Below are 26,518 nucleotides of genomic sequence, written 5' to 3'. Positions count from 1 at the left end.
GCGCAGTCCAAGGCCTACGGCGACGACTTCGCGGCGTTCTGGGTGCACAACGCCTGGGTCACCATGAGCGGCGAGACCCTTCCGTTGTGGGGCCCGCTCAGACGGCGGGCGCGTACTTGTAGCCGACCCGGCGGACGGTGACGATGCTGTCGCGGTGCGCCGCGCCGAGCTTGCGCCGCAGCCGCGCGACGTGGACGTCGACGGTGCGGCCGTCCCCGACGTGGCCGTAGCCCCAGACCGCGGAGACCAGGTGGTCGCGGGTGTGCACCCGGTGGGGGTGCTCGGTGAGGTGGGCCAGCAGCTCGAACTCCAGGTAGGTGAGGTCGAGCAGGACGCCGTCGACGTGGGCGGTGCGCCGGTCGGTGTCGACGCTGATGCCGTGCCCGGTGGGACGTGCCGCCGGGCGCGGCTCCTCGGCAGCGGCGGCGGGTGCCTGCTCGGGCACCAGCAGCAGGTAGCCGACCAGGGACCGGCCGGCCGGGTCGCCGAGCTGTGCGCCGTAGTGGGCGAGCAGGCCCTGCGGCAGCGCGGACTGCGGCAGCGCGACGACGGTGGCGCCCTCGGGCAGCCCGGCGGGCAGCGCGGGGAGGGCGGGTCGGCGCTCCGTCTGCTGCGGTGCGGGAGCGGGTCGCTGAGCGGTCGTCGGGTGCGGGGTGGCGGTGGTGCTCGGGTACCAGCGCTCGGTGCCGCCGGGGACGGCGGCGACGGAGCGGACGGCACGCAGGTGCGGAGTGGTGGCGGTGACGGTACGGGTCGCCGTGGAGGTGGAGGACATGGTGGGCTCTCTTCGCGCGGGACGGATTCGGGTGGTCGTCGTCTGCGCGTCGTGCCGGGCGCCGGTGCGCTCCTGACGGTCGGTCAGAGTGCGGTGGCGGGGCTGGACGCGCGCTTCGCGGTCCGACAGGTCTGGTCGAAGAGGTGCGGTTGGCGGGACGGCCAGAAGGGCTCGAGATCGCGACGGTTCGGGTCCACGGGTGGTTCTCCGGTGTGCACAGGGCGGAACGAGCCGGCCGTCGGCGGGGGACGGTCGGGCGGAGCGGGGGGCGACGGGAGCGGCCCGGTCGGGCGGGGCCGGTGGGGGGTCCGTCAGCGACAGCAGGCGCTGCAGACCAGCGCCTGGTCGATGTGGCGGCGCGCGGTGAGCGCCGGCACGGCGGGGGCGGGCTGCACGACTCTGCGGAACGCGTGTGCGGTCACCGGTGCTGCCTCCTCCCCTGGGCACGGCGCCGGGTGGCGCAGCGTGCGACAGAGTGAGCTTTCCACGCCCGATCGGCCGGGGGCAACCCCGGCCACCCCAGCGTCCCGCCATCCGGGACAAGCCCCGTCCCAGCATCCGGACAGGCCCGCGGACAGCCGCCCGGAGGGCAGGTCGACGGGGCCCGTGCGGGCGTTCCGGGTGCGGGGCGAGCCCTACGGCCCGTCAGCCGCGGCCGGCCGGTGCCCCGGTGGTGCCGGCCACGCCGGCGGCGTGCTCGACCAGGCGGATCAGCAGTTCCTTGCCGTCCTCGCGGCGGCGCGCGTCGCAGAGCAGCACCGGCACCCCGGGGTCGAGGTCCAGGGCGGCCCGCACGTCGTCGGGCGCGTACACCTCGGTGCCCTCGAAGCAGTTGACGGCGACCACGAAGGGGATGCGGCGCTGCTCGAAGAAGTCCACCGACGGGAAGGAGTCGGCGAGCCGCCGGGTGTCGGCGAGCACGATGGCGCCCAGTGCGCCCTGGGCGAGCTCGTCCCAGACGAACCAGAAGCGGTCCTGGCCGGGGGTGCCGAAGAGGTAGAGGGCGAGGCCGGGCTTCAGGTCGATCCGGCCGAAGTCCATGGCGACGGTGGTGCTGCGCTTGGCCTCGACGCCGGCGGTGTCGTCGACCGGGCGGCCGCGCTCGCTCAGCAGCTCCTCGGTGCGCAGCGGGCGGATCTCGCTGACCGCGCCGACCAGGGTGGTCTTGCCCGCGCCGAAGCCGCCGGCGACCAGGATCTTCAGGGCGACGGAGGACCACAGGGCGGAGCGCGCGTCCGCCGGGGTGTCAGAGTGCACGGAGGCCATTGATCACGTCTCGCAGGAGTTGCTCGTCGGGTCGCTGGGCGAGCGGGACGGGCCGGGTGACGGTGATCAGCCCGGCGTCGTTGAGGTCGCCGAGCAGCACCCGGACGATGCTGACCGGCAGGTCGCTGTAGGAGCCCAGCTCGGCGACGCTCAGCGGTTCGTCGCGGCAGAGCGCCAGCAGGGCGTGGTGGGTGGCGTCGAGGGCGGGCTCCTGCTCGGCCCGCCCCTCGGCGTCCACGGCGCGGACCAGGGAGATGAGGTCGAACAGGCCCTCGTCGACGGGCCTGGCGGCCCGTCCCCTGGTCATCGAGAACAGCCGCACCACCGGCCCCGCGTCGTCGTCGAACCACCGGTCCTCCGCGGGGTTCCGCGGCGCGAACAGGTCGATCTCCGGCTCGGTCTCGTAGGGGTCGTCGTACGGGTCCTCGTACGCGTCCTGCGGTGCGTCGTCCTCGTCGGCCATCCGTTCGCTCATCTCTCCTGCGGGGCGGATTCGGTCCGGGGCTCGGCGGCCAGGTGCTCGCCCACCCGCTTGACCAGCAGGGCCATCTCGTACGCGATCTGGCCGACGTCGGACTCGGCGTCGCTCAGCACGGCCAGGCAGCTGCCGTCGCCGGCCGCGGTGATGAAGAGGAAGGCCTCGTCGAGCTCGACCATGGTCTGGCGGACGCCGCCGACCCGGAAGTGCCGGCCGGCGCCCTTGGCCAGGCTGTGGAAACCGGAGGCGACGGCCGCCAGGTGCTCGGCGTCCTCGCGGGCCAGGCCGCTGGAGACGCCGGTCGCCAGACCGTCGCCGGACAGGATCACCGCATGCCTCAGGGTCGCGACGCGGCCCACCAGGTCGTCCAGGAGCCAGTTCAGGTCTCCGGACGGCTGTGTCGTTGCGGTCATTGTTCGGTTCCTTCCGCTGGGGCGGGTGGTGCGGGTGGTACGGGTTTTCCTTGGCGTACGGGGTACAGCTGGGGCCGCGGGCGCGCGGCCGGCAGAGCAGGTGGGACGGGTGCAGAGGGTAGCGCCACCCGGGGCCGTACGGGACCCCCCACCGGCCGCGCCACGCCGGGCGGCGGCCCGGGCGTGTCGGGGAGGTCCGGCACGACGGTCAGCGACGCAGGCTGGAGGCGGTCCCCGCGGCCGCGTGCGAAGCCGCGCTGGAAGGACGCGAACGCGGCGCGCGCCTCCTCCGGCGACCGCTCGCGGACGGGATCGGCGGCCGGCCGGTCGCCGTCCTCGCGGAGCTGCGGCGCCAGACTGGCCTGCCGCACGCGCCGGGGCAGCAGCCCGCCGGCGACCTGCTCGGCGGCGGCCGCGGGTGCCGCGGCGGGCCGGCCGGGGTCGGCTGCGGGCGCGGGTGCCGCCGCGGCGGGCTGCGCGGGCGGCTCCTGCTCGACGGGGCCGTCGGGGCGGCGGTGCCGGCCGGTGCCGGCGTCCAGGTCCGGAACGAGGGCCGGGCCGCCGGAGCGGCGGCGGGGCAGCCCGCCGGGGGTGGCGGGCTGCTCGGCGGCCGAGGGGCGCGGGCCGCCGCCGATCCGCGGGGCGCTGCGGGCCCGGCCGCTCTTCACCGCGGGCGCAGCGGCCTGCTGCGCGGCGGCGGGCACCGGGGCGGGGCGGCCGGCGTCGGCAGCCGGCCGGCCGGAGAACTGGTCGGCCATCACCTCGTTGGCGTCGGCCAGCAGCTCGCGCGGGATCAGCACCACGGCGGTGCTGCCGCCGTACGGCGAGGGCCGCATGTGGACCCGGATGCCGTGCCGGCGGGCCAGCCGGCTGACCACGAACAGGCCGAGCCGGTCGGTGTCCGCGAGGTCGAACTCCTGCTCCACCGCGAGGCGCTGGTTGATCTCCTCCAGCGCGTGCTCGCTCAGGCCGAGGCCGCGGTCGTCGATCTCCAGGCAGAAGCCGTGCGCGACGACCTCGCCCTGCACCGTGACCTGGGTGTGCGGCGGGGAGAAGACCGTGGCGTTCTCGATGAGTTCGGCGACCAGGTGGGTGACGTCGGCGACCGCGCTGCCGAGCAGTCCGGTGCCGGGGAACGGGCGGACGATCACCCGGGCGTAGTCCTCGACCTCGCCGACCGAGGCCCGCACCACGTCGACCATCCGGACGGGCTTGCGCCAGGCGCGGCCGGGCGAGCCGCCGGAGAGGATGATCAGGCCCTCGGAGTGCCGCCGCATGCGGGTGGTCAGGTGGTCGAGGCGGAAGAGGTCCTCCAGCTCCGCCGGGTTCTCGGTGCGGCGCTCCATCGCGTCCAGCAGGGTCAGCTGGCGGTGCAGCAGCACCTGGCTGCGGCGGGCGAGGTTGACGAAGACGGCGGAGACGCCGCGGCGCAGCTCGGCCTGCTCGACCACGGCCTCGACGGCGACCACCTGGACGTCGTGGAAGGCCCGGCCGACCTGGCCGATCTCGGCGGGGCCGAACTCCAGCTCCGGGGTCTCGGCGGCGACGTCCACCGTCTCTCCGCGGCGCAGCCGGACCATCATCTGCGGCAGCCGGGTGCCGGACAGCTCCTGGGCGGCGTTGCGCAGGGCGATCAGCTCGCGGACGTGGCTGCGGCCGATCCGGTAGGAGATGAGCACCGACAGCACGACGGCTATCAGGCCGATGGCGCCGGCGACGGCGCCGCGGACGATCTGGTTGAGCGCGTAGGAGGAGGCGCGCTCGCCGATCCGGTCGGCGAGGCGGGTGTTCAGGTCGGAGAAGGAGGCGAGCACCGGGGTGGCGGCCTCGCGCCACGGGTCCTTCGGGTTGGCGCGGATGGTCGCCGGGCGGTTGACCGCGGAGTCGAAGTTGGCCTCGGCGGCGGCGAGCGCCATCCAGGAGTCGGAGCTGCGCAGGTCCGCGTAGTCGCGCTGGTCGATGAGGTCGAGCTCGCCGGCGTAGACGCTGAACAGCGCCTGCTGGGAGTGCATGTTGTCCAGGGCTATCTGGATCATCTCGGGGCCCGGCTGGTCGGTCAGCCGGAGCGCCTGCATCGCGGCGGCCTCGCAGGCGAGGTACTCGCGGGCGCGGACGAGCTCGGTGAGCAGCGTGGACTGGCGGGGCAGCTGGCCGCTCTGCCGGGCGGCGAAGGAGGACCGGAACGGGAAGACCGTCTCGACCAGGTCGGAGTAGGCGAGCAGTTCGTGGTCCCAGCCGACGACCTCGCGGCCGGCCTGGCCGCGGATGGCGGGGAGCTGCTCGGCGGCGGTGAGGATGTCCTGGTACTTGACGCGCTGCTGGGCGTCGAGCCGGTCGGTGGCCTTGGTGTCGGTGAGGTAGCGGAGCTCGCGCAGGCTGTGGTCGGTGGCGGCCTGGGCGTGCTCGTACGCGTCCTTGTTGGCCTGGGAGGAGGGGTCGGCGAGGCGCAGGACGGCGGTGCGCCGCTCCTCCTGGAGGTCGAGGGTGTAGCGGTCGACCGGCTTGACCAGGTCCTTGAAGGTGCTGCTGACGTCGAACTGGCTGCGGACGTCGCCGGTGGTGACGAGGGTCGCATAGACCCAGAGCCCGGTGAGGGCCACGATGGGCACCATGAGCAGCGCGATGATCTTCGCGCGGATCGAGCTGCTGCGCAGACGCATGGAGTCCTCGGTCGGGATGGAGCCAGGCGCGGACAGGGGGTGCGGTCGGGCGGGCGGTGAGCCTCCCGGGTCAGGCAGAGCCGTCCCGGAGGGGGCCCGGGCCGTTGGAATCTGCGTGAGCCTACACCGCGCTGACCACCCGTTCGAAGGGCCACACGGGTCCCCGACCGAGGCTGTCCGAATGATCCGGTATTGCCCCTCTGGCGAACGCTCTCCGCTGTCACCGGGAACGGCACGCCGTGCCGATCGCGGCGCGGCGTCCACCGCCTCTGGGCAGCGCCCCCGGCGATCCGGTAGCTTCGCCACCGATCCGTCCGCCGGCCGGGCAGGCCGACCGCGCGGGAGACACGGGGATCGGGGGCAGTGTGCGCGAGGTCAGCAGCCCCGCCCTGTCCGAACCGGCCGCCGGCGGGCTCGCGGACTCGGTGTTCGACACGGCGGAGCAGAATCCGGGGCTGATCCAGCTCTCCCGGCGCACCGGCGGGGTCTGGCAGCCGGTGACCGCCCTCCAGTTCCGCGACGAGGTGCTCGCCCTGGCCAAGGGCCTGCTCACCCGGGGCGTGCGGTACGGCGACCGGGTCGCCGTCATGTCGGGCACCTGTTACGAGTGGACGCTCTTCGACTACGCGCTCTGGGCGATCGGCGCGATCCCGGTGCCGGTCTACCCGACGTCGGCGCCCGAGCAGGTCCGCTGGATCCTCGCCGAGACGCAGGCGGTGGCCTGCGTGGTGGAGCACGAGGACCATGCGATGACGGTGGGCGCGGTGTGCGACGCGCTGCCCGAGCTCACCGGCATCTGGCAGCTGGACGGGGACTGCGTCGCCGCGCTGATCGAGGACGGCCGCGGCGTGCCCGACGCGCTGGTGCACCGGCAGCGGCTGGGCGTGACCGCGGAGTCGATCGCCACCGTCATCTACACCTCCGGCACGACCGGCCGCCCGAAGGGCTGCCTGCTGACGCACGGCAACTTCGCCGGCGAGGCGGACGCGCTGCTGGACGGCTGGGGCGAGGTCTTCCGGGACACCGGCGGGGTGCCGCCGGCCACCCTGCTGTTCCTGCCGCTGGCGCACGTCTACGGGCGGATGGTGCAGGTGGCGGCCGTCCGCGGCGGCATCCGGATCGGCCACCACGGCGAGCTGACCACCGACAGCCTGCTGCCGGCCCTGGAGTCCTTCCGGCCGACCTTCCTGCACGCGGTGCCGTACGTCTTCGAGAAGATCTACCAGCGGGCCAGGGAGCGGGCCGAGGAGGCCGGCAGGGCCGAGCTGTTCGACCAGGCGGCGCAGACCGCGGTCGAGTGGGCCTCCGCCCGGGAGCGGAAGGCGCTCGGGCACGGCCCCGGGCCCGGCCCGGCGCTGCGGGTGCGCCACGCGGCGTACGACCGGCTGGTCTACCAGCGGCTGCGGGCGGTGCTCGGCGGCCGGGTGCGCAATGTGATGTCGGGCGGCTCCACGCTGGGCCGGGAGCTCGGCCTGTTCTTCGCCGGCGCCGGCATGACGGTGTACGAGGGGTACGGGCTGACCGAGACCACGGCCGCGGTGACGGCCAATCCGCCGGGCCGGCCGAAGTTCGGCACGGTGGGCCGGCCGGTGCCGGGGGCGTCGGTGGCGATCGCCGACGACGGCGAGGTGTGGGTGCGCGGCGGGACGGTCTTCTCCGGCTACCTCAACCACCCGCAGTGCACCGAGGCCGCGCTGGTGCAGGGCTGGCTCGCCACCGGGGACATCGGCGAGCTCGACCGGGACGGCTACCTCACCATCACCGGCCGCAAGAAGGAACTGATCGTCACCAGCAGCGGCAAGAACCTCGCCCCCGGCGCCCTCGAGGAGCGGGTGCGGTCCCACCCGCTGGTCGCCCAGTGCCTGGTGGTGGGCGACAACCGGCCGTACGTGGCCGCGCTGATCACCCTGGACGGGCAGGCCCTGGCGCACTGGCTGAAGCTGCGCGGCCGGGAGCAGCTGGACGTGTGGGGGGCGCTGGCCGACACCGACCTGCACGGGGAGATCCAGCGGGCGGTGGCCGCCGCCAACACGGCCGTCTCGCGCGCCGAGTCGATCCGCGCGTTCCGGCTGCTGCCGAAGGAGTTCAGTACGGAGGAGGGGCTGCTGACGCCCTCGCTGAAGATGCGCCGCAGCGCCATCCTGGAGTACTACGCCGAGGACATCGAGGAGCTGTACGCCCCCTGACGGCCCGCCGCGGGGCGCGGCGGACCGCCGGGCCGGGCGTCAGGCCGCGGCGCTGAACGAGGGCAGGTAGCCGCCGGACTGGCCCGCCTTGTTGGGGTGGTAGCTGTCGTCCACCGGCAGGGTGGTGCTGTTGAGCCACTGGGTGAGCGAGCCGCAGATCTCGTGCTCGGTGAAGATGCCGCGGACGTCCTTGAAGGTGAAGCCCGCGTCGGCCGCGCGCTTGGCGATGACCGAGTCGAGGGTGTCCGCGGCGCCGTTGATGGCGGCGCGCTTGGTGTCGCCGATCCCGAAGACGCAGTTGCCCCCGATCTTGTAGAGGTGCGGGTAGCCGAGCACCACGACGTGCGCGTTGGGGGCCTTGCTGCGGATCGCCGAGTACACCGCGTCGAGCTTGCCGGGCAGCGTGTTGGTGGCGTACGCCTTCGCGGTGTTCACCGCGCTCAGGCAGGCGCTCTCGGTGCCGAGCACGCAGGTCTGCATCGTGCTGGCGAAGCCGGCGTCGTTCCCGCCGATGGTGATGCTGACCAGAGTGGTGGTGGAACTCAGCGCGGAAACCTGGTTGTTGAGGACGTCCCCGGTCTTCGCCCCGGAACACGCCACGAAGGAGAACGAGGTGGGGGCATTCGCGTTCTTCCAGAGGTACGGGTAGGCGTTGGTGCTCCGCTTGCAGCTGCCGCTTTCGCTGGTGTAGCTGCCGGCCCCGACGCCTGCGGAGTAGGAGTCGCCCAGGGCGACGTACCGGGCTCCGGCGGCCGAGGCGTCGGTGGCCGCGAAGAGGGTGGACAGGGAGAGCGCGAGCGCCGTGGCCGCGACGGGCAGGACTCTGGTGCGAGGCATGGGGGAACCTCCGGGTGGGGGGGTGAATGCGATCCGGAAGTGGGGGTGACCCGGATCACACTGTTGTGATACCAGGCAGTAGTCTCGCCGGATAGTGCCCATGCCAAAGTTGTTGACGGCGTGTCGGATGTGACACCGTCACGCCGCCCGGGTGTCACCGGAAATCAGCAAGAAGTGCTTTTCCGAGAAAAGGATCGACGTTTCGTCAAAGAATCCTGGGAGTTCACCGGAAGAGCGCGCAGCCCCCGAGCGGGAGCTCCTCGATGGTCTCGTTCGCCGCCGCCGGCACCCCCAGGTGCAGCACCGCCGCGGACACCGCCGCACGCGCCTGCCGGACGCCCTGCGCGCCCCAGCCGAGCAGCTCCACCGCCAGCCCCGGCGCGACCAGCAGCCGCCGGTAGTGCCGGCCCGAGGCCGGGTCGGGCTGCGAGGGGCCGACCCGGTGCAGCGCCGCCGCCATCCGCACCCGCGCGCACTCGTGCCCGCCGTTGGCCGACCCCACCCGGTCGTAGAGGTAGCCCAGGTACCGGGGGCGGCCGATCACGGCCTGCGCCTCCTCGCCGGCCTCCCGGGCGAGCGCGGCGGCCGGGTCCCCGTCGTCCTCGGGCTCCAGCGAGCCGCCGGGCAGGCTGACGATGCCGTCCTTCGGGTTGACCAGGGTGAGCACCCGCCCGTCCGGGGCGAACAGCCACCCCCAGGACTGCTTGACCGGCAGCCCGGCGGGCACCTCCTCGCCCGGCCGCCACGGCCAGCCCGCGATCGGCCGCCGCCGGACCTTCCCGAGCAGGTCGGCGATCTCCGCGCTGTACTCGATGCGGTTCACGCGTGTCCCCTCCGCTCCCGGGCCGCCGGCCCGCCGGTCGGCGGCCGGGGAGCGGGCGCGGCGGGCCGCCGCCCGCTCCGACTGTTGATCTTCCCCGAACATCCGGTCGATGAACAGTCCTGGCCGCCGCCCGGGGCACGCCCGCAACCCCGCCGCGCCCGGGCCGTGACACTCCTCCCGTCACGCACCGTCCCGGCGGGATCACGGATCGGCATCGGCCGAGGCGGTGCGGGCCCTGCACTGTCGGCGGCGCCCGATATGGTCGACGACCATGCGACTGCTGCATACCTCCGACTGGCACCTCGGCCGCTCCTTCCACCGGGAGAGCCTGCACGACGCCCAACGCGCCTTCCTCGACCACCTGGTGGCCGTCGCCGGGGCCGAGCGGGTGGACGCCGTGCTGGTCGCGGGCGACGTGTACGACCGGGCCCTGCCCGGGCTGGAGGCGGTCGCCCTCTTCGACGACGTCCTGGTGCGGCTCGCCGCGCTCGGCGTACCCGCCGTCTTCATCAGCGGCAACCACGACTCGGCCCGCCGGCTCGGCGTCGCCTCCCGGCTGATCGACCGGGCCGGCATCCACCTGCGCACCGACCCGGACGGCTGCGCCGACCCGGTGATGCTCGCCGACGAGCACGGCCCGGTCGCCGTCTACGGTCTGCCCTACCTGGAGCCCGCCCTCGTCCGCGAGCGCTTCGGGCTCGACCGCGGCGGCCACGACCGCGTCCTCGGCGCCGCGATGGACGCCGTCCGCGCCGACCTGGCCGACCGCCCCGCGGGCACCCGCGCCGTGGTGCTCGCGCACGCCTTCGTCACCGGCGGCGAGACCAGCGACAGCGAGCGCGACATCACCGTCGGCGGGGTGGCGAGCGTGCCCGCCGCGGTCTTCGACGGCGTCCACTACGCCGCCCTCGGCCACCTGCACGGCAGCCAGCGGCTCGCCCCGCACCTGCGCTACAGCGGTTCCCCGCTCGCCTACTCCTTCTCCGAGGCCGACCACCGCAAGACCATGTGGCTGATCGACCTGGCCGCCGACGGCTCGATCGCCGGGGAACGGCGGATCGACTGCCCGCAGCCCCGGCGGCTGGCCCGGCTGCGCGGCCGGCTCCACGACCTGCTCCACGACGAGGAGCACGCCTGGGCCGAGGAGTGCTGGGTGCAGGCCACCCTCACCGACCCGGCCCGCCCGGCCGACCCGATGGAGGAGCTCCGCCGGCGCTTCCCGCACACCCTGCAGCTGCTCTTCGAACCCGAGCCCACCGAGGGCGACGGCGCCCCCTCGTACGCGGCCCGCGTCTCCGGCCGCACCGACCTGGAGATCGCCGAGGGCTTCGTCCGGCACGTCCGCCCCGGCACCTCCCTGGGCGCCCACGAACGCGACTGGCTCGCCGACGGCTTCGAGGCCGTCCGCCGCGAGGCCGAGCGCGCCCAGGAGGCCGCCCGATGAGGCTGCACCGGCTCACCCTCACGGCCTTCGGGCCGTTCGCCGGCACCGAGGAGGTCGACTTCGACCGCCTCGCCTCCGGCGGCCTCTTCCTGCTGCGCGGCGCGACCGGCGCCGGCAAGTCCAGCGTCCTCGACGCGGTCTGCTACGCCGTGTACGGGGAGGTGCCCGGCGCCCGCAAGGGCAACCCGCTGCGCAGCGACCACGCCGAACCCGGCCGGCTCACCGAGGTGAGGCTCGACCTCACCCTCGGCGGCCGCCGCCTCGAGATCACCCGCAGCCCCGAGCAGCAGCGTCCCAAGCTCCGCGGCACCGGCACCACCACCGAGAAGGCGCAGACCCTGCTGCGCGAGTGGGTCGCCGACACCGGCGACGGCACCCCCGGCTGGCAGGCCGTCAGCCGCTCCCACCAGGAGGCCGGCGAGGAGATCCGCCGGCTGGTCGGCATGAGCCGGGAACAGTTCTGCCAGGTCGTCCTGCTGCCGCAGGGCGACTTCGCGCGTTTCCTGCGGGCCGACACCAAGCAGCGGGCCGAACTGCTCGGCCGGCTCTTCGACACCAGGCGCTTCGGCCAGCTGGAGCGCTGGCTGGCGGACCGCCGGGTCCGCCAGGAGGCCGCCGTCCGCGAGGGCCGGCAGCGGCTGCGCGACCTCGCCGCCCGGGCCGAGGAGGCGGCCGGCCCCGGTGCCGAGCCCCCGGCGGAGTGGGTGCCCGCCGAGGACGGCTCCGCGGGCAGCGCCACCGGCCTGGTCGACGGCGTGCTCGGCTGGGCGGCCGTGCTGCGCAGCGACGCCGCCGAGCAGCGGGCGGTCGCCGCCTGCGCCCTGGCCGCCGCCCAGGAGGCCCAGGCCGGCGCCGACCGCCGGCGGCGCGAGCAGGACACCCTGGCCGAGCGCCAGCAGCGCCACCGGGCCGCGGTCGGCACCGCCCGCGAGCTCGCCGCGGCCGGCGAGGAGGTCGCCGCCCGGCGCCGCCGGCTGGACCGCGCCCGGGCCGCGCTGGCCGTGGAGTCCGCACTGCGGCTGCGGACGGCGGCCGCCGAGGCGCACCGCACCGCTGCGGCCGCCGAACAGGAGCGCCGCGCCGAGCTGCGCCGGCTGGGCGCAGCCGTACCGGCCCCGGCCGGCGGCGGTGCGGTCGGCCGCACCGGCGGCGGGGAGGGCATCGTGCTCCTCCCCCACCAGGGCGGCCCGGTCGAGCCGCCCGCCGCCCCCGCGGACGCGGACGCCGCCGGGCTGGCCGCGGCCGAACGGCGGCTGCGCACGGCCGGCGGCGCACTCGCCGCGGCCCGCGCCGCCGAGCAGCGCCACGCGGCGGCCGGCCGGGAGGCGGCCGAACTGACCCGCCGCCGGGACGCGGCCGAGCAGCTCGTCGAGGACGCCCGGGAGTGGCTGGCCGACGCCGACGACCGGCTGAAGGACCTCCAGGGGGAGCAGGCGGCCGCGCAGGCCGCCGCCGACACCGTCCGGCGGCTCGACGAGCAGCGCGCCGAGTTGGACGGCCGCCTCGCCGCCGCCCACCGCCGCGACGGACTCCGGGCCGCCGTCGCCGGCGCCGAGCGGACCGAACTCGACCTGCACGGGCAGCTGCTCACCGCCCGCGAGACCGCCCTGGACCTGCAGGAGCGGCGGCTCGCCGGCATGGCCGCCGAACTCGCCGGTGCACTGCGCGACGGCACGCCCTGCCGGGTGTGCGGCGCCGCCGAGCACCCGGCCCCGGCCCGGCCGAGCGAGGACCGGGTGACCGCGGAGCACCAGGAGCGGGCCGCGGCCGAGCAGACCGCGGCCGAGGCCCGGCTCGACCGCGCCCGGCAGGAGCTCGCCGGGCTGCGGACGGCGGAGGCCGCCGCGCACGCACTCGCCGGGGAGGCCGCCGCCGAGCAGCTCGCCGAGCAGCTGACGGCCCTACGGGCGGAGCGGCGCACCGCCATCGGGCAGGCCGAGCTGCTCGGCGCGGTCACCTGCCGGATCGAGGAGTTCGACCGCGACCGGCGGGAGTTCGACCGGCAGCTGCACGAGGGCCTGGCCGAGGCCGCGGCCGCCGGCGCCCGGCTGCAGGATCTGGCCGCCGAACGGCAGCGGCTCGCCGCGCAGATCGACGAGGCCCGCGGGGACGCCCCGTCGGTGGCCGTCCGCGCCCGGCAGCTCGACCGGGCCGCGGACGCGGTGGCCGCGGCCCTGGCCGCCGTGCACAGCGGCACCGAGGCGGCCGCGCGGCTCGAGGAGGCCGAGCAGGAGCTGCTGCGGGCCGCCGCCGACGCCGGGTTCGACACGCCCGCGGACGCCGTGGCCGCCCTGCTGCCCGCCGCCGAGCGCACCGCGCTGGAGGCCCGGCTGGAGCAGCACGACCGGGCGATCGCCGCGGCCGAGGCCGAGCTGGCCCGGCCCGAGCTGGCGGCCGCCGCCGCCCTGCCGCCCGCGGAGCCGGCCGCCGCCGAGGCGGCGGCCGCCCGGGCCGCCGGGCGGGTGCGCCGGGCCGCCGCGCAGGCCGACGCCGCCGAGCGCCGCTGCGCCGCCCTGGCCCGGATCGGTACCGGGCTGGCGGAGCTGGCCGCGGCACTCGGGCCGGAACTCGCCGAGTACGGCCGGATCAGCCGGCTGGCCGCCCTGGTGGCGGGCGCCCCGGCGGAGAACGCGCTGCGGATGCGCCTGGAGTCGTACGTGCTGGCCGCCCGGCTGGAGCAGGTCGCGGCGGCGGCGAGTGCGCGGCTGGTGCGGATGTCCGGGGGCCGCTACACGCTGGTGCACAGCGACGGGCTGGTGGCCGGCACCAAGCGCTCCGGCCTCTCGCTGCGGGTGGTCGACGCCTGGACGGGCAGCGACCGCGACACCGCGACGCTCTCCGGCGGCGAGAGCTTCTTCGCCTCGCTCGCCCTGGCGCTGGGGCTGGCCGACGTGGTGACGGACGAGGCGGGCGGCATGCCGCTGGACACGCTCTTCATCGACGAGGGCTTCGGCAGCCTGGACGAGCAGACCCTGGAGGAGGTCATGGACGTCCTCGACGGCCTGCGCGAGCGGGACCGCGCGGTCGGCATCGTCAGCCACGTCGCCGACCTGCGCAGCCGCATCCCGTCCCAACTGCTGGTGAGCAAGCAGCGGCACGGCTCCACACTGGCGATCGCGTCCCGCGAGGACGCCTGACGGCGAGCCCCGAGCGCCGTCTTCGAGGGCGCTCGGGCGGCCGGTCGGGGGCGCCGGGGCACCCCCGGGGCCCGGTCGGCGGGCTCAGCCGGAGCAGGCGATCCGCTGGGCCTGCTGCCAGGTGCAGACCGGGCAGAGGGTGGAGCCGGCCCGGTCCGCCGGGTACTCGGTGGGTTCGCCGCAGAGCACGCAGTCGGCGCGCGGGCCGTCCCCGGCCGCCGGGGTGAGCCCCCGGACGGCCTCGCCGGGGGCGGGGGCGAGCTCGCAGACCGCCGGCTCGGCGGTGGTGTCCTGGTGGGTCATGGCCCTTCCTTCCGTGGTGACGGGACCTCTCAGCCGAGGAAGCTCAGCCGGACCGTCCGCCGGGGGTTGTCGACGTTGGTGTCCACCAGGACGACCGACTGCCAGATGCCGAGGGCGAGCTTGCCGCCGATGACCGGCAGGGTGGCGTGCGGGGCGACCAGCCCGGGGAGCACGTGGTCGCGGCCGTGGCCTGGGGTGCCGTGGCGGTGCCGCCAGCGGTTGTCGGCGGGGAGCAGGTCGCGCAGCAGGGCGAGCAGGTCGTCGTCACTGCCCGCACCGGTCTCGATCACCGCGATCCCGGCGGTGGCGTGCGGCACGAACACGTTCAGCAGGCCGTCCCGCCCGGCGGCCGCGGTGGTGAGGAAGGCCGCGCAGCGCTCGGTGATGTCGAGGGCGACCTCGCCGGTGCCGGTGGTGGTCTCGAAGGTCAGCGTGTGGAAGGTGTCCGCCATGGTCACATCCTGACGCATCGCCGCCGCGGATCGGCGGACGTCCCACGGAGCGGGATCGGGACATGACGAAGACCCGGCGGACTCCCGTCCGTCGGGTCGTCGGCCGGCGCCGGGCCGACCGGTGTGCGGCGCGCTGCGCCCCGGGGCCGGCTAGTGCCGGCTGCCGAAGAGACTGCGACGCAGGCGGCGCAGCGGGGCGAGCAGCGAGACCCGGGCGGTGCGCCGGGGCGCGGCCTGGGTGCCTGCCGTGCCGGTGCCGCGCGGCGTGAGCTCCCTTATCAGGCCGAGGGCCTCGGCCGTGTCGACCGTCGAGAGCGCGGGCGCGCCGAGCACGGCGAGGTGGCGGTCGATCCGGCGGCCGGTCGCGCCGACACCGCACTGGATCGCCGGCACTCGTGGCCGAGCTCGCACTTGCATCTGTTCCATCGTTTCCCACCCCTACGAGGCGCCAGGGCCGTGAGGCGAAGACTATCCGTCAGTGGCCGTCCCCACGCAAGCGTCCTGGTGTTCTGCCACCGTATCGTGCGAACGGATCTGACAGTTCACCAGGCGGCCGTGGCCTCGGTCACGACTGGGCATCGATCACGGGCGGCACCGCACTGCAGGTCGGGCATATCGGGCGCGTTCCAAACCTGCTTCCGGCAGCACGCCGGGTGCCGGCTCCGCGTACGGCGGCACGGCCCCGGCGCGCGAGGGGGCGGTGCCGCTCCCGAGGTGCGACCGCGACCCCGCCCCGCGCGGGTGACCCGCCGGGCCTCGGGGTCACCGGTGCGGGTGAGACCGCAGGTCCGCCGACGGGGCCCGGCGGGCCTGCGGTGACAGCATCGGAGCAGCCCGTGGGCGCGTCCCGGCTCCCCTGACAGCCTTCCTTCAGAAGTTGAACACGTCGGAGGGATTGACGCGACGGAAACCTACAAGCAATATCTCTACAGACACGGAATCCCGGGCCACCCCCTCGGGAGCCCCTGTCGAATGAGTTCGACAGATGAAGAAAACTTCCGACACCTGCTGAGTCACTGTCCGGCCGTCTCGACGCTGCGGCGGCCCGACTCAGGTGCGGTGTACGGACCGGCGGTCGGTCGTTGAGGGTCGGCCGGACCGCCAAACCGGACTGCCGGTGCCGCCGCTCGCACGGCGCGGCACCGGCGGTCGCGTTTTCGGCCGTCAACACCCCGCACAGCACTCCCGGCACGTTCAGAAACGATCAGCCGAGGACACCGCTCGACACCCCGGCGATCACTTTGTGTCAACCGCCCGTCCACTTCCGCTGGCTACAGTGGGCTGTACCGGGCGAGCAGCCGCCGACCCACCGTCCTTCGCGGAGTGAAACGAGCGTGAGCCCCCTCCTCAGCATTGTCCTGCCGGTCCACGGAGTGGAGCGCTTCCTCCCCGACTGCCTGGACTCGCTGCGCGCGGAGACCGCCGCCCCCGGCGAGGTCGAGATCATCGCCGTCGACGACCGCTCCCCCGACGGCTGCGGCGCCGTCCTCGACCGGTACGCGGCCAGGGACGGGCGCCTGCGCGTCCACCACCTCACCGAGAACCGGGGCCTCGGCGGCGCCCGCGCCGTCGGGCTGGCCGACGCCGCAGGCACGTACGTCTGGTTCGTCGACAGCGACGACCGGCTGCTCGACGGCGCCCTGGACGCCGTCCTCGCCGAACTGCGCCGCGAGCGGCAGCGCGCCGCGGACGGCCTGCCCCCCGCGGACGTCCTGCTCACCGACTTCGTCCACGTCTACGGCGACGGCGACACCGAACCCAACCCCTGGCGCCACCACCTCACCGGGCCCGAGCTCGCCGCCGGCTGCACCGCCGCCGACCACCCCGGCCTGCTGCGCGCCGTGATGGCCGTGTGGAACAAGGTGCTGCGTCGCGACTTCCTGCTGGGCCTCGACGTCTCCTTCGGCCGCGGGTACTACGAGGACATCTCCGTCACCTACCCGGCACTGCTGGCCGCCGAGCGGCTGCGCTTCCTCGACCGCCCCTGCTACGCCTACCGCCGCGGCCGCCCCGGCGCGATCACCAGCACCCCCTCCGCCAAGCACGCCGACGCCTTCGCCCAGTACGACGCGATCTTCGCCTTCCTGGACCGCCGCCCCAGCCCGCTGCGTCCCGCCGTCTTCGAGCGGACCGTCCGGCAGGCGCTCACCGTGTACGACACCCCCGGCCTGGTGCCGGACGCGCTGCGCGGCGACTTCTTCCACCGGGTCACCGCCCACATCGCCCGCCACCGCCCGCCCGGGCACGCCTTCCCGCGCGGCCCGCGCGGCCTGCCCCACCGGCTGGCCGCCCGCGGCGCCCGCCGCTGCTACGACGAGCTGCGCCGCACCCGCGCCCTGACGCGGGCCGCGCGCCGCCGCACCCGGGCGATCGCCCCCGTGCTCCGCCGGGCCGTCCGCGGCGGGGCCAGGCTCGCCGCGTACAACGCCTTCCGGCGCCTCCCGCTGGACGAGCACCTGGCCGTCTACGCCGCGTACTGGCACCGCGGCTACGCCTGCAACCCGGCCGCCATCTACGAGCGGGCCCGCGAACTCGCCCCGCAGATCCGCGGGGTGTGGGTGGTGGAGACCCGCGCCCAGGCCGCGGCGCTCCCGCCCGGGGTGCCGTACGTCCTGCTGAACACGCCCGCCTACCTGCGCGCCATGGCCACCGCCAAGTACTTCGTCAACAACGTCAACTTCCCGCACACCATGGGCAAGCGCCCGGGCACCGTGCACCTGCAGACCCAGCACGGCACCCCGATCAAGAGCATGGGGATGGACCTGCAGGCGCACCCCGAGGCCGCGGACGGCATGGACTTCGACCGGCTGCGGGAGGCCGTGGACCGCTGGGACTACCTGGTCTCCCCCAACCCGCACACCAGCGAGCACTTCTCCCGGGCCTTCCCCGGCCGCTACCGGCTGCTGGAGACGGGCTACCCGCGCAACGACCGGCTGGCCCTGGCCACGGCCGAGGAGTGCGCCGCCGTCCGCAGCGCGCTCGGCATCGCCGACGGGCAGCGCACGGTGCTGTACGCGCCGACCCACCGGGAGGCCCGCGGCGGCTACCTGCCGGTCCTCGACCTCCCCGAGTTGGCCCGCCGGCTCGGCCCCGGACACACCGTGCTGGTGCGCACCCACTACTTCCACACCGGCGGCGCCGGCGACCTGGCGGCCGGCCCGGACGCCGCCCGGATCGTCGACGTCTCCGACCACCCGGTGGTCGAGGACCTGTACCTCGCCTCCGACACCCTGGTCACCGACTACTCCTCGATGATGTTCGACTACGCCGTACTGGACCGGCCGATCACCGTCTTCGCCCCGGACTGGGACGAGTACCGGTCGGTCCGCGGCGTCTACTTCGACCTGCTCGCCGAACCGCCCGGCGCGGTCGCCGCCACCACGGCCGGCGTGGCCGACGCCCTGCTGGCCGGCGACCCGGAGCCCGCCCTGCGGGCGCGCTTCCGCGAGCGGTTCTGCCCGTGGGACGACGGCCACGCCGCCGAACGCGTCGTCCGGCAGGTCTTCCCGGTCGGCGCACCGGCACAGGCCGGAGCCCGCCGGGTGCTCACCGCCTGACACCGGCCCGGCACGCCGGGTGACGGACCGTCAGCCTACCCGGTCGATCTGCGCGACCGCGCCTGCGCACAGCGTGACGAGGATCTCGCCCGAACGGCACCGGGAAGGAGTGGACGTGCGCCGGGGTCCATGTCGTAATGTGCGGACTGTTCCCTGGCCGACCGGTCGGGACGCGTCGGCGGCCAGGGAGGGCCCATGCTCAACCTCATCACGAAGCTCGTGCTCAAGCCGCTGGCGAAGACCGTCTACCGGCCGGTCATCGAGGGCCTGGAGCACGTGCCTCGCAAGGGTGGGGTGATCCTGGCCAGCAACCACCTGTCCTTCATCGACAGCGTGGTGATCCCGCTGACGGCACCGCGCCAGGTGTACTTCCTGGCGAAGGCCGAGTACTTCACCGGCACCGGGCTCAAGGGCGCCGTCTCCCGCGCCTTCTTCACCTCCGTGATCAACGCGGTGCCGGTCGAGCGCGGCGACTACCGCGCCGCCGCCGCCTCGCTGGAACAGGCGCTGGAGATCCTCAACGACGGCAAGGCCTTCGGCATCTACCCCGAGGGCACCCGCTCGCTGGACGGCCGCCTCTACAAGGGCAAGACCGGCGTGGCCTGGCTGGCGCTGACCGCCGGCGTCCCGGTGGTGCCGGTGGCCCTGGAGGGCCCGCAGGAGATCCTGCCGGTCGGCCGCCGCATCCCCCGGGTGCGGAAGGTGACCGTGCGCTTCGGCGCCCCGCTGCACTTCACCGAGCTGCACGGCCAGGCCCGCTCCGCCCGGGCCCGCCGCCAGGTCACCGACGAGGTGATGGCGGCGATCCAGGCCCTGTCCGGCCAGGAGCCCGCCGACGGCTACAACGAGATCCCGAAGGCGGCCTGATCCCGCGCGCCGAAGAAGGCGGCCAGCAGGCCGTTGAGTTCGGCCGCCCGCGCCGCGGGCATCGCGTGGTGGCTCACCCCCTCCAGCACCTCGACCTCCGCCGACGGCAGCGCCCGGCGGGCCCCTGCGGCGACCCTGCGGACGTCGTGCGCCCCGCTGCGCCCGGCCAGCAGGACGAGCACCGGCACACGCAGCCCCGAGACGTCCGGCCGCCGCAGGACCGCCGGGCGGGCCCGGCCGGGCAGTTCCGTGCCGCGTGCGTACACCTCGGAGCAGCCGGCGTCCGCGCCGCTGCCCGCGGTCTCGTGCGCGAGGAAGGCGCGGGCGCGCTCCGCCGTCGGGCGGAGCAGCAGCGGCAGGGCGCGGAGCAGGTAGCCGGGCCGGAATCCGGCGAAGCACTGGGTGGGGTCGAGCAGCGCCAGCCGGCCGACCCGCTCCGGCCGGCGCACCGCCGCGGTCAGGGCCAGCAGGGCGCCGTACGAATGACCGCACAGGTCCGCCCGGTCGACGCCGAGGCCGTCGAGCAGGGCGTCCAGCCAGGCCGCGACGTCCTCCCCGGTGTGCAGCGGACGCTCGCCGCGGGAGCTGCGGCCCGGGTCGCCGGGCAGGTCCACCGCGAGCACCCGGTGGCTGCCGCCGAGGGCGGCCGCGGTGGCGAACCAGACCGCACCGGTGGCACCTCCGCCGGGCAGCAGCACCAGCGGGGGCGCATCGGCCGGACCGCGGGCGTGCACCCGGGTACTGCCGTACGGGGTCGCCACATCGAGCTCGGCGGTGCCGACGGGCCAGCGGGCGAGCAGGGCGTCGTAGGCGGCATCGAACTCCCGGACCTGGCGGGACACGACTGCGGACATGGCTGACCCCCGATGCCTCGTTGACCAATACTCTCGCTGAACGAGAGAATAGCCCCGAAGGCGAGCGGGCGACACCCGCCCCGACCCGAAGGGCCCGCCGGCGCCGTATGGGAGAAGCGAGGGAGCGAAGCCCGCCCCGAGCCGAAGGGCCCGCCGGTGCCGAAAGCGAGGGAGCGAAGCGACGGAGCGACGACCGTCGGCGCCGGATCAGGAGGGCCCGGAGGCGAGCGGGCGAGTTACAGCAGCGACGACCGTCGGCGAGCGGGCGACGAGAGAGGCGGAGTGCGGTGGAGAACGGGAAGCCCGAAGGGCCTGCCATGGAACTGGTGCATCTGCTGCGGGCGGTCACCGTGGAGTTCGACCTGCTGGGTGCCGACTTCGCGGCCCGGCACGGGCTGCACCCGACCGACCTGCGGGCACTGATCCACCTGCTGGACGCCGACCGGGCCGGCGAGACCGTCACGCCGGGGCGGCTGGGGGCGGCCCTGCGGCTCAACTCGGCGGGCACCACCGGCCTCGTCGACCGGCTGGAGCGCCTCGGCCTGGTCCGCCGGAGCCGCGACGAGCAGGACCGCCGCCGGGTGCTGCTGACCGTGGACGAGAAGGCGGTCGCCCTGGGCTGGTCCTTCTTCGGACCGGTGATCGGCGGGCTGGTGTCCGCCGGCGGCGCCTTCGACGAGGCGGAGCTCGCCATCGTGCACCGCTACCTCACCGCAGCCCTGGCCGCCGTCCGCAACAGCGGAGCCGGCTGATCGGTTCAGCATGGGGGATCGCAGGCAGGTGAGGCCGAGCGCGCCGGCGTCGGATCAGTTCAGCCGCGGCGGGACCCAGGCGTGGTGCCGAAGGATCATGCGTGTTGCGGCGCGGGAGGGTGTCAGCCGCATCGCCGTGTTCCGCAGGGCGACGGCCAGCGGGTGGGAGAGCTGCTGGCCCATCCGCCCGGCCTGCCGGGCGGCCCGTGCGACCGCCTGCGTGCGCGGTCGGCGCTCGACGTCGTAGCGGGCGAGCGCGGCTTCGACGGTGGGCCCGGTGGCGAGCGCGGCGGCCAGGGTGATGGCGTCCTCCAGCGCCTGGCAGGCACCCTGTCCGAGGTTGGGGGTCATCGCGTGTGCCGCGTCGCCGAGCAGCACGATCCGGCCGACCGTGTACGAGGGGAGCGGCGTGCGGAGTTCGTTGATGTCGTGGTGCAGCACGGCGGCGGGCCCGGTCGCGTCGAGCAGGGCGGGGATCGGGTCGTGCCAGGTGCGGAACCGTCGGCGCAATTCGGCCAGCGGGTCGGCGAATCGCGTTCCGACGGGGAGGCCGAGGACGGCGTGCCACTCGGCCCGCCCGTCCTGGAAGGCGATGTGCCCGAACTCGGCCCCGTGCCCCCAGGTCAGCTCGAAGTCGGTGCGCAGATCGACCGCCTGCCCGGTGACGGCGCGCAGCACCGACGAGCCGCTGTGGACCGGGCCGGGGTGGGCCGGGAAGAGATCGCCGCGCACCTTGCTGCCGATGCCGTCGGCCGCGACCAACAGGTCGGCGTCCAGGACCGTGCCGCCGCAGGTGACCCGAACCGTTCCGGGGTCGATCTGCTCGACCGGGCCCGCCTCGGAGCCGATCAGCAGCGCCTCGGCGGGCAGGGATTCGCGAAGCAGTCCGTGCAGGGTCGAGCGGGGAATGCCCACGATCGGCGTGCCCACCGCCCTCTCCAGCGCCGCGCCGTCCATCCGGGTAAGCCAACGGCCCTCCGGCGTGCGGGTGCCACCGCTGTACTGGCCTCGTGACGCAGCTCGTACGGCCGCTCCGACACCGAGCCCGTCCAGTGCCCGCAGGCCGTTGGCGGCCAGCGAGATGCCCGCCCCCGCGTCCCCGAGCATCGATGCGCGCTCGACGACGGCCACTTCCCACCCGATGCGGCGCAGGCCGATCGCGGCGGCCAGCCCGCCGATGCCCCCTCCGACCACCACTGCCGTGTTGCCCATGACCACCCCCGCCTTTCTACATCTGTAGAAGGATGAGGCTACCCGAAGCTCTACAGGTGTAGAAAGGAGCCATGGTTTCGGATCGGCGCACCCTGCTCGCGGACGCGGCTCTCGACGTACTCGCCGACGAAGGGATCCGCGGCCTGACCCACCGGGCGGTCGACCGCAGAGCCGCCGTGCCGCCCGGCACCACGTCGGCCTACTTCCGGACCCGAGCCGCGCTGCTCACCGGACTCGTCACACGCCTGGTCCACATCGACCAGGCGGAACTGCAGACGACGGCCGAAGCACTTCCACCTCTGCGCACCATCGAGGAACTGGTGGACGGCATGGTGCTGCTCACCCGGCAGCGGCTCACCGGCGAGGGCCGCCGTCGCTCGCTCGCCCGCTACGCCTGCGCCGTCGAGAGCGTGCGCGACGCCGAACTGCGCGAGATCCTCGTGCCCCGCGAGAACGCCGGCCGCGAGGCCGTCCGGCTGTTCCTCGCCGCGCACGGCGTGACGGATGTCGAGAATCGCACCCACACCTTGCTGACCTGCATCGACGGGCTGGTCTTCGACCGACTGGTGAGCGGCGGCGAGGTGCCGCGCGAAGCCCTCGAAGGCCTGGTCGCCGCCGCCCTGCGCTAGGGCCCCGCGCCCCGGGGCGGTCCCCCGGGGCTCACTCCCCCGCTTCGCGGCGGAGGAGGGCGGCGTAGCGGCCGCCGCGGTCGAGCAGTTCGTCGTGGGTGCCGAGTTCGGCGACCACACCGGCGTCGAGCACGGCTATCTGGTCGGCGTGCCGGACGGTGGAGAGCCGGTGGGCGATGGTGATGGTGGTGCGGCCGGCCGCGAGGGCGTCGATGGCCTGCTGCACGGCGGCCTCGGTGCGGTTGTCGAGGGCGCTGGTGGCCTCGTCCAGGATCAGCACCGGAGGGTTCCGCAGGATGGTGCGGGCGATGGCCAGGCGCTGCTTCTCGCCGCCGGAGAACCGGTAGCCGCGTTCGCCGACCAGGGTGTCGTAGCCGTCCGGCAGGGCGGCGATCATCGGGTGGATCTGGGCGGCCTCGGCGGCGGCGACGAGTTCCTCGTCGGTGGCGTCGGGTTTGGCGAAGCGCAGGTTGTCGGCGACCGAGGCGTGGAAGAGGTACGTCTCCTGGGAGACCACGCCGACCGCGCGGGCGAGGGTGTCGAAGGACAGCTCGCGGACGTCCGTGCCGTCGATGCAGACCCGGCCGCCGGTGACGTCGTACAGCCGCGGCACCAGGTAGCTGAGGGTGGTCTTGCCGGAGCCGGTCTCGCCGACCACGGCCAGTGAGGTGCCCGCGGGCACCTTGAGGTCGATGCCGCCGAGGGTAGGCCGCTCCTGGTCGCCCTGGTAGCGGAAGTCGACGCCCTCGAAGGTGACGTCGCCCCGGACGGCGGCGAGGCGGACCGGCCGGGCGGGCTCGGCGATCTCGACCGGGAGGTCGAGGTACTCGAAGATGCGCTGGAACAGGGCGAGCGAGACCTGCACCTGCACGCCGGTGGAGAGCAGGCTGACGGTCGGGCGGAAGAGGCCCTGCTGGAGCGAGACGAAGGCGACCAGGGTGCCGACCGAGACGATCGGGGCGCCGCCGGCCGCGGTCAGCCCGGCGGCCCAGTAGATCAGGGCGGGCATGGCGGCCATGACGATCTGGATGGTGGACATCCGCCAGCGCCCGGCCATGTTGACCCGGACCTCCAGCTCGGCGAGCTCGTCGGACTGCCCGGTGAACTCGCGGGAGAGCGAGTCGGCGCGGCCCATGGTGCGGCCGAGCAGGATGCCGCTGACCGAGAGCGACTCCTGGACGGCGGCGCTCATCGCGGCGAGCTTCCGCTGCCGCTCGGTGGTGATCTTCTTGCGTTCGTTGCCGACCCGGCGGCTGATCCAGACGAAGACCGGGAGCAGCAGCAGCGAGACGACGGTGAGCCGCCAGTCCAGGGCGACCATGGCGGCCACGGTGGCGATCACGCCGGTCAGGTTGGAGACCAGCGAGGTGGCGGTCATGGTGACGGTGGACTGCATGCCGCCGATGTCGTTGGCGATCCGGGACTGCACCTCGCCGGTGCGGGTGCGGGTGAAGAAGGCCAGCGACATCCGCTGCAGGTGGGCGTAGACGGAGGTGCGCAGGTCGTGCATGACGCGCTGGCCGACCACGGTGGATATCAGGGTCTGCAGCACGTTGAAGATGCTGTTGACCACCGCGGCGGCGATCATGCCGAGGCACAGCAGGGTGAGCAGCCCGGTGCGGCCCTGCGGGATGGCGGTGTCCAGGGTGGCCCGCAGCAGGAAGGGGGTGACGACCGAGACCACGGCGGAGGCCGCGACCAGCAGTCCGACCAGGGCGAGCCGGCCGCGGTAGGGGCGGAACAGCGCGAGGATGCGGCGGAGCTGGGCGGGCGGGGCCGGCTCGGTCCGGTCCCGTTCGGGCGGGGTCCAGTCGATCCGGTCGAGTTTCAAGGGCGACCTCCGGGGACGGGGCGGGCGGGGCCGCCGGGCGAGGAGCTGCATCATCATTAGCCTAACTAATAATGAGTCTGGCCCCATTCCCGGCGGCCCGGCCGCGCCACCCCCCAGTCTGGCGCTCAGTTCGGCCCGTAGTTGCGCCCGGCCTTCGAGGAGATCGCGCCCGTCCGGCCGCTCGGCAGCAGCCGGCCGAGTGCCACCGCGACCTTGTAGCGCTTGCCCGGCACCGACAGGGTCCGGCCGCGCACCAGGTCGCGCAGCGAGTCGTCGACCACCCGGTCGGCGTCCAGCCAGCCCCAGGACGGGATGTTGGAGGTGCCCATCCCGGCCCGCTGGTGGAACTCCGTCCGGGTGAACCCGGGGCAGAGCGCCTGCAGCCGGACGCCGGTGCCGGCGAGGTCGCGGGCGACGCCCTGGGTGAAGCTGACCACCCAGGCCTTGCTCGCACCGTAGGTGCCGCGGGGGAAGAAGGCGGCGACCGAGGCGACGTTGACCACGGCGCCGCGGCCGCGCTCGCGCATGCCGGGCAGCGCGGCGGTGGTCGTCCGCAGGATCGCCTCGATGTGCACCTTCACCATGTCCAGCTCGGCCTCCAGCGGGACGTCGAGGAAGGCGCCCTTGTTCCCGAAGCCGGCGTTGTTGACCAGGATGTCGACCGGGTTCTCGGCGGCGCGCAGCCGCTCCTCGACGGTGGTGATCCCGGTGTCGGTGGCGAGGTCGGCGGTGAGCGTCTCGACCCGGACGCCGAAGCGCTTGCCGAGGTCCGCGGCGGCCGCCTCGAGCCGCTCGGTGTCGCGGGCGACCAGTACGAGGTCGCGGCCGTCCCTGGCGAGGCGTCGGGCGAAGGCGGCGCCGATCCCGGCGGTGGCGCCGGTGATGAGAGCAGTGGTCATGGGCCGACCGTACTGGGTCGAACGGCGCACCCGCACGGGCGCCGCCCGCCCCGGGGTGTCTCCCGGTGCGGGCGGCGCGGGCGTGCGCTGCCGGGTCAGGCGCGGTAGGCGGCCCAGGAGTTGGTCATCCGGGTGACCTGCCCTGCGGTGAACTGGTACATGCAGGAGTCGTACGTGTAGTCCATGAAGTTGTGGATCGGGTCGACGCCGGTCTTGGTGGCGCAGGAGTCGCGGCCGGTCGGGCAGGCGTAGGCGGCGCTCTTCTCGGCCGGGGTGTCCGACACGTAGTCGCCGTTGCCGTTGCAGCCGCCCTGGAAGGTGTGGTAGAGCCCGAGCCAGTGGCCGACCTCGTGGGTGGCGGTGTCACCCTCGTTGTAGTTGGTGGCCGAGCCGCCGGGGACGGAGGTGTCCAGGATCACCACGCCGTCGTCGGTCGGGTTGGAGGAGTACGAGCTCGGGAAGGTCGCCCAGCCGAGCAGGCTCTGGCCGAGCTTGGCGGTGTAGAGGTTGAGCGCGTTGGCGCCGCCCTTGCGCAGGGTGGACTTCATCTGCTTCTCGGCGCTGGAGCCCGGGGTGATGCCGTTGTACCAGGTGGCGTTGTCGGTGTAGTCGGTACCGGCCAGCGTGAAGGTGAACGGGGTCGGGGCGTTGCCGGTGCCCTGGCCGCCGTACGCGGCGTTGAGCACGGAGATCTGGTTGGCGATCGTCCCGGCGGACAGCTTGCCGGTCGTGCCGGAGTGCACCACGTGGACGTAGACCGGGATGCTGGTCGCCGCCAGCGCCGACTCGGCGAGCAGCTGGGAGCCTTGGGCAGTCTTGGCGAGGCCGGCCACCTTGGCCTTGAGCTCGGCGTCCATCGCCTGGGCCTGGGCGTCGGTGACGGCGTTCGGCTCGTGGGCGGAGCCGCCGGCGGCACTGCGGGCGGCAGCGTTCTCCTCCGCCCCGGTGCAGGCCGAGGCGCTCGGCGCGGACAGCACGGTGGAGGAGGCCGGCAGGGCGAGCTGTCCGACCGACAGGACGCCGGCGAGGGCGGCCGCGGCCAGCAGGCGGTTGCCGCGGACGGACGCCAGGGCAGGACGGATGACACGGGCAGAACGGCGCATCTGCTCTCCCGGGAGGGTGTGGGGGGACGGCGGCCGTGGG

General features: G+C 74.7%; 22 protein-coding genes. 7 read left to right on the top strand and 15 right to left on the bottom strand.

Annotated features, from left to right (window positions below; genetic code table 11):
- Positions 1 to 97: 97 nt before the first annotated feature.
- The 5 genes from AB0M03_RS05115 to AB0M03_RS05095 all read right to left on the bottom strand — a co-directional run bounded on the left by AB0M03_RS05115 (position 98) and on the right by AB0M03_RS05095 (position 5,592).
- A complete protein-coding gene (locus AB0M03_RS05115; RefSeq protein WP_363488544.1) occupies positions 98 to 775 on the bottom strand; it encodes a winged helix-turn-helix domain-containing protein in 678 nt (225 codons plus the stop codon).
- 645 nt (positions 776 to 1,420) lie between these two features.
- Complete coding sequence (locus AB0M03_RS05110; protein WP_363488542.1) at positions 1,421 to 2,041, bottom strand: ATP/GTP-binding protein; 621 nt, start codon at positions 2,039 to 2,041, stop codon at positions 1,421 to 1,423.
- The gene (locus AB0M03_RS05105) at positions 2,022 to 2,516 is read right to left on the bottom strand and encodes a DUF742 domain-containing protein (protein WP_363488540.1); all 495 of its coding nucleotides are present in this window, start codon (positions 2,514 to 2,516) and stop codon (positions 2,022 to 2,024) included. Before AB0M03_RS05105 ends, AB0M03_RS05110 begins: the two co-directional genes overlap by 20 nt.
- A complete protein-coding gene (locus tag AB0M03_RS05100) occupies positions 2,513 to 2,932 on the bottom strand; it encodes a roadblock/LC7 domain-containing protein (RefSeq protein ID WP_363488538.1) in 420 nt (139 codons plus the stop codon). Before AB0M03_RS05100 ends, AB0M03_RS05105 begins: the two co-directional genes overlap by 4 nt.
- A complete protein-coding gene (locus AB0M03_RS05095) occupies positions 2,929 to 5,592 on the bottom strand; it encodes a nitrate- and nitrite sensing domain-containing protein (RefSeq protein ID WP_363488536.1) in 2,664 nt (887 codons plus the stop codon). Before AB0M03_RS05095 ends, AB0M03_RS05100 begins: the two co-directional genes overlap by 4 nt.
- 365 nt (positions 5,593 to 5,957) lie before the next feature.
- On the opposite strand from AB0M03_RS05095, the gene AB0M03_RS05090 reads away from it, so the two are divergent.
- The gene (locus AB0M03_RS05090) at positions 5,958 to 7,778 is read left to right on the top strand and encodes a long-chain fatty acid--CoA ligase (protein WP_363488534.1); all 1,821 of its coding nucleotides are present in this window, start codon (positions 5,958 to 5,960) and stop codon (positions 7,776 to 7,778) included.
- 39 nt (positions 7,779 to 7,817) lie between these two features.
- On the opposite strand, the gene AB0M03_RS05085 is transcribed toward AB0M03_RS05090, so the two are convergent.
- Together AB0M03_RS05085 and AB0M03_RS05080 are read right to left on the bottom strand one after the other, a co-directional pair.
- A complete protein-coding gene (locus AB0M03_RS05085) occupies positions 7,818 to 8,615 on the bottom strand; it encodes an SGNH/GDSL hydrolase family protein (protein WP_363488532.1) in 798 nt (265 codons plus the stop codon).
- Positions 8,616 to 8,838: 223 nt separating this feature from the next.
- The gene (locus tag AB0M03_RS05080; RefSeq protein WP_363488530.1) at positions 8,839 to 9,438 is read right to left on the bottom strand and encodes an NUDIX hydrolase; all 600 of its coding nucleotides are present in this window, start codon (positions 9,436 to 9,438) and stop codon (positions 8,839 to 8,841) included.
- Positions 9,439 to 9,709: 271 nt separating this feature from the next.
- Here AB0M03_RS05080 and AB0M03_RS05075 point away from each other — a divergent pair, with 271 nt between their 5' ends.
- Entirely contained in the window at positions 9,710 to 10,882 is a 1,173-nt protein-coding gene (locus tag AB0M03_RS05075; protein WP_363488528.1) for an exonuclease SbcCD subunit D, read from the top strand.
- Positions 10,879 to 14,019 carry an SMC family ATPase gene (locus tag AB0M03_RS05070; protein ID WP_363488526.1) on the top strand — a complete coding sequence of 1,047 codons (3,141 nt, stop codon included), beginning with the start codon at positions 10,879 to 10,881 and terminating at the stop codon, positions 14,017 to 14,019. The genes AB0M03_RS05075 and AB0M03_RS05070 overlap by 4 nt, the downstream gene beginning before the upstream one ends.
- A gap of 84 nt (positions 14,020 to 14,103) precedes the next feature.
- Here the strand turns inward: AB0M03_RS05070 and AB0M03_RS05065 are convergent, their stop codons facing one another.
- The 3 genes from AB0M03_RS05065 to AB0M03_RS05055 all read right to left on the bottom strand — a co-directional run bounded on the left by AB0M03_RS05065 (position 14,104) and on the right by AB0M03_RS05055 (position 15,200).
- Positions 14,104 to 14,322, bottom strand: a complete 219-nt coding sequence (locus AB0M03_RS05065) for a hypothetical protein (RefSeq protein WP_363488524.1) — start codon at positions 14,320 to 14,322, stop codon at positions 14,104 to 14,106.
- A gap of 29 nt (positions 14,323 to 14,351) precedes the next feature.
- The gene (locus tag AB0M03_RS05060; protein WP_363488522.1) at positions 14,352 to 14,774 is read right to left on the bottom strand and encodes a YjbQ family protein; all 423 of its coding nucleotides are present in this window, start codon (positions 14,772 to 14,774) and stop codon (positions 14,352 to 14,354) included.
- Between the two features lie 150 nt (positions 14,775 to 14,924).
- Positions 14,925 to 15,200 (bottom strand): hypothetical protein, encoded by a 276-nt coding sequence (locus AB0M03_RS05055; protein WP_363488520.1) that lies wholly within the window; start codon positions 15,198 to 15,200, stop codon positions 14,925 to 14,927.
- Positions 15,201 to 16,108: 908 nt separating this feature from the next.
- Between AB0M03_RS05055 and AB0M03_RS05050 the strand changes: the two genes are divergently transcribed.
- A complete protein-coding gene (locus AB0M03_RS05050; protein WP_363488518.1) occupies positions 16,109 to 18,331 on the top strand; it encodes a CDP-glycerol glycerophosphotransferase family protein in 2,223 nt (740 codons plus the stop codon).
- Positions 18,332 to 18,526: 195 nt separating this feature from the next.
- Positions 18,527 to 19,198, top strand: a complete 672-nt coding sequence (locus AB0M03_RS05045) for a lysophospholipid acyltransferase family protein (RefSeq protein ID WP_363488516.1) — start codon at positions 18,527 to 18,529, stop codon at positions 19,196 to 19,198.
- Here the strand turns inward: AB0M03_RS05045 and AB0M03_RS05040 are convergent.
- On the bottom strand, positions 19,171 to 20,052 hold the full coding sequence (locus AB0M03_RS05040) for an alpha/beta fold hydrolase (protein ID WP_363488514.1): 882 nt from the start codon (positions 20,050 to 20,052) through the stop codon (positions 19,171 to 19,173). The genes AB0M03_RS05045 and AB0M03_RS05040 overlap by 28 nt on opposite strands.
- 317 nt (positions 20,053 to 20,369) lie before the next feature.
- Between AB0M03_RS05040 and AB0M03_RS05035 the strand changes: the two genes are divergently transcribed.
- Entirely contained in the window at positions 20,370 to 20,804 is a 435-nt protein-coding gene (locus AB0M03_RS05035) for a MarR family transcriptional regulator (protein ID WP_363488512.1), read from the top strand.
- A gap of 54 nt (positions 20,805 to 20,858) precedes the next feature.
- On the opposite strand, the gene AB0M03_RS05030 is transcribed toward AB0M03_RS05035, so the two are convergent.
- Positions 20,859 to 22,016, bottom strand: coding sequence for an FAD-dependent monooxygenase (locus AB0M03_RS05030; protein ID WP_363488510.1), 1,158 nt, complete (start codon positions 22,014 to 22,016; stop codon positions 20,859 to 20,861).
- Positions 22,017 to 22,087: 71 nt separating this feature from the next.
- Between AB0M03_RS05030 and AB0M03_RS05025 the strand changes: the two genes are divergently transcribed.
- Positions 22,088 to 22,645: a TetR family transcriptional regulator C-terminal domain-containing protein gene (locus AB0M03_RS05025; RefSeq protein WP_363488508.1), complete on the top strand. Its 558-nt coding sequence runs from the start codon at positions 22,088 to 22,090 to the stop codon at positions 22,643 to 22,645.
- A 31-nt stretch (positions 22,646 to 22,676) separates the two neighbouring features.
- On the opposite strand, the gene AB0M03_RS05020 is transcribed toward AB0M03_RS05025, so the two are convergent.
- The 3 genes from AB0M03_RS05020 to AB0M03_RS05010 form a co-directional block, all read right to left on the bottom strand.
- The gene (locus AB0M03_RS05020) at positions 22,677 to 24,527 is read right to left on the bottom strand and encodes an ABC transporter ATP-binding protein (protein WP_363488506.1); all 1,851 of its coding nucleotides are present in this window, start codon (positions 24,525 to 24,527) and stop codon (positions 22,677 to 22,679) included.
- A 74-nt stretch (positions 24,528 to 24,601) separates the two neighbouring features.
- Positions 24,602 to 25,375, bottom strand: coding sequence for an SDR family oxidoreductase (locus AB0M03_RS05015; RefSeq protein WP_363488504.1), 774 nt, complete (start codon positions 25,373 to 25,375; stop codon positions 24,602 to 24,604).
- Positions 25,376 to 25,470: 95 nt separating this feature from the next.
- Positions 25,471 to 26,478, bottom strand: coding sequence for a zinc metalloprotease (locus tag AB0M03_RS05010; protein WP_363488502.1), 1,008 nt, complete (start codon positions 26,476 to 26,478; stop codon positions 25,471 to 25,473).
- Positions 26,479 to 26,518: the final 40 nt, after the last annotated feature.

It is taken from the genome of Kitasatospora sp. NPDC051914, assembly GCF_040680995.1.
GTDB lineage: Bacteria > Actinomycetota > Actinomycetes > Streptomycetales > Streptomycetaceae > Kitasatospora.
This window is presented reverse-complemented; position numbering and strand designations above follow the sequence as displayed.

Bases quoted from the DNA above. Each gene is read 5' to 3' on its own strand.
- AB0M03_RS05105 (WP_363488540.1), bottom strand. From the start codon at position 2,516: ATGAGCGAACGGATGGCCGACGAGGACGACGCACCGCAGGACGCGTAC.
- AB0M03_RS05055 (WP_363488520.1), bottom strand. From the start codon at position 15,200: ATGGAACAGATGCAAGTGCGAGCTCGGCCACGAGTGCCGGCGATCCAG.
- AB0M03_RS05025 (WP_363488508.1), top strand. From the start codon at position 22,088: ATGGTTTCGGATCGGCGCACCCTGCTCGCGGACGCGGCTCTCGACGTA.
- AB0M03_RS05045 (WP_363488516.1), top strand. From the start codon at position 18,527: ATGCTCAACCTCATCACGAAGCTCGTGCTCAAGCCGCTGGCGAAGACC.
- AB0M03_RS05015 (WP_363488504.1), bottom strand. From the start codon at position 25,375: ATGACCACTGCTCTCATCACCGGCGCCACCGCCGGGATCGGCGCCGCC.
- AB0M03_RS05075 (WP_363488528.1), top strand. From the start codon at position 9,710: ATGCGACTGCTGCATACCTCCGACTGGCACCTCGGCCGCTCCTTCCAC.
- AB0M03_RS05085 (WP_363488532.1), bottom strand. From the start codon at position 8,615: ATGCCTCGCACCAGAGTCCTGCCCGTCGCGGCCACGGCGCTCGCGCTC.
- AB0M03_RS05115 (WP_363488544.1), bottom strand. From the start codon at position 775: ATGTCCTCCACCTCCACGGCGACCCGTACCGTCACCGCCACCACTCCG.
- AB0M03_RS05110 (WP_363488542.1), bottom strand. From the start codon at position 2,041: ATGGCCTCCGTGCACTCTGACACCCCGGCGGACGCGCGCTCCGCCCTG.
- AB0M03_RS05100 (WP_363488538.1), bottom strand. From the start codon at position 2,932: ATGACCGCAACGACACAGCCGTCCGGAGACCTGAACTGGCTCCTGGAC.
- AB0M03_RS05095 (WP_363488536.1), bottom strand. From the start codon at position 5,592: ATGCGTCTGCGCAGCAGCTCGATCCGCGCGAAGATCATCGCGCTGCTC.
- AB0M03_RS05065 (WP_363488524.1), bottom strand. From the start codon at position 14,322: ATGACCCACCAGGACACCACCGCCGAGCCGGCGGTCTGCGAGCTCGCC.
- AB0M03_RS05020 (WP_363488506.1), bottom strand. From the start codon at position 24,527: ATGCAGCTCCTCGCCCGGCGGCCCCGCCCGCCCCGTCCCCGGAGGTCG.
- AB0M03_RS05035 (WP_363488512.1), top strand. From the start codon at position 20,370: ATGGAACTGGTGCATCTGCTGCGGGCGGTCACCGTGGAGTTCGACCTG.
- AB0M03_RS05010 (WP_363488502.1), bottom strand. From the start codon at position 26,478: ATGCGCCGTTCTGCCCGTGTCATCCGTCCTGCCCTGGCGTCCGTCCGC.
- AB0M03_RS05060 (WP_363488522.1), bottom strand. From the start codon at position 14,774: ATGGCGGACACCTTCCACACGCTGACCTTCGAGACCACCACCGGCACC.
- AB0M03_RS05030 (WP_363488510.1), bottom strand. From the start codon at position 22,016: ATGGGCAACACGGCAGTGGTGGTCGGAGGGGGCATCGGCGGGCTGGCC.
- AB0M03_RS05070 (WP_363488526.1), top strand. From the start codon at position 10,879: ATGAGGCTGCACCGGCTCACCCTCACGGCCTTCGGGCCGTTCGCCGGC.
- AB0M03_RS05040 (WP_363488514.1), bottom strand. From the start codon at position 20,052: ATGTCCGCAGTCGTGTCCCGCCAGGTCCGGGAGTTCGATGCCGCCTAC.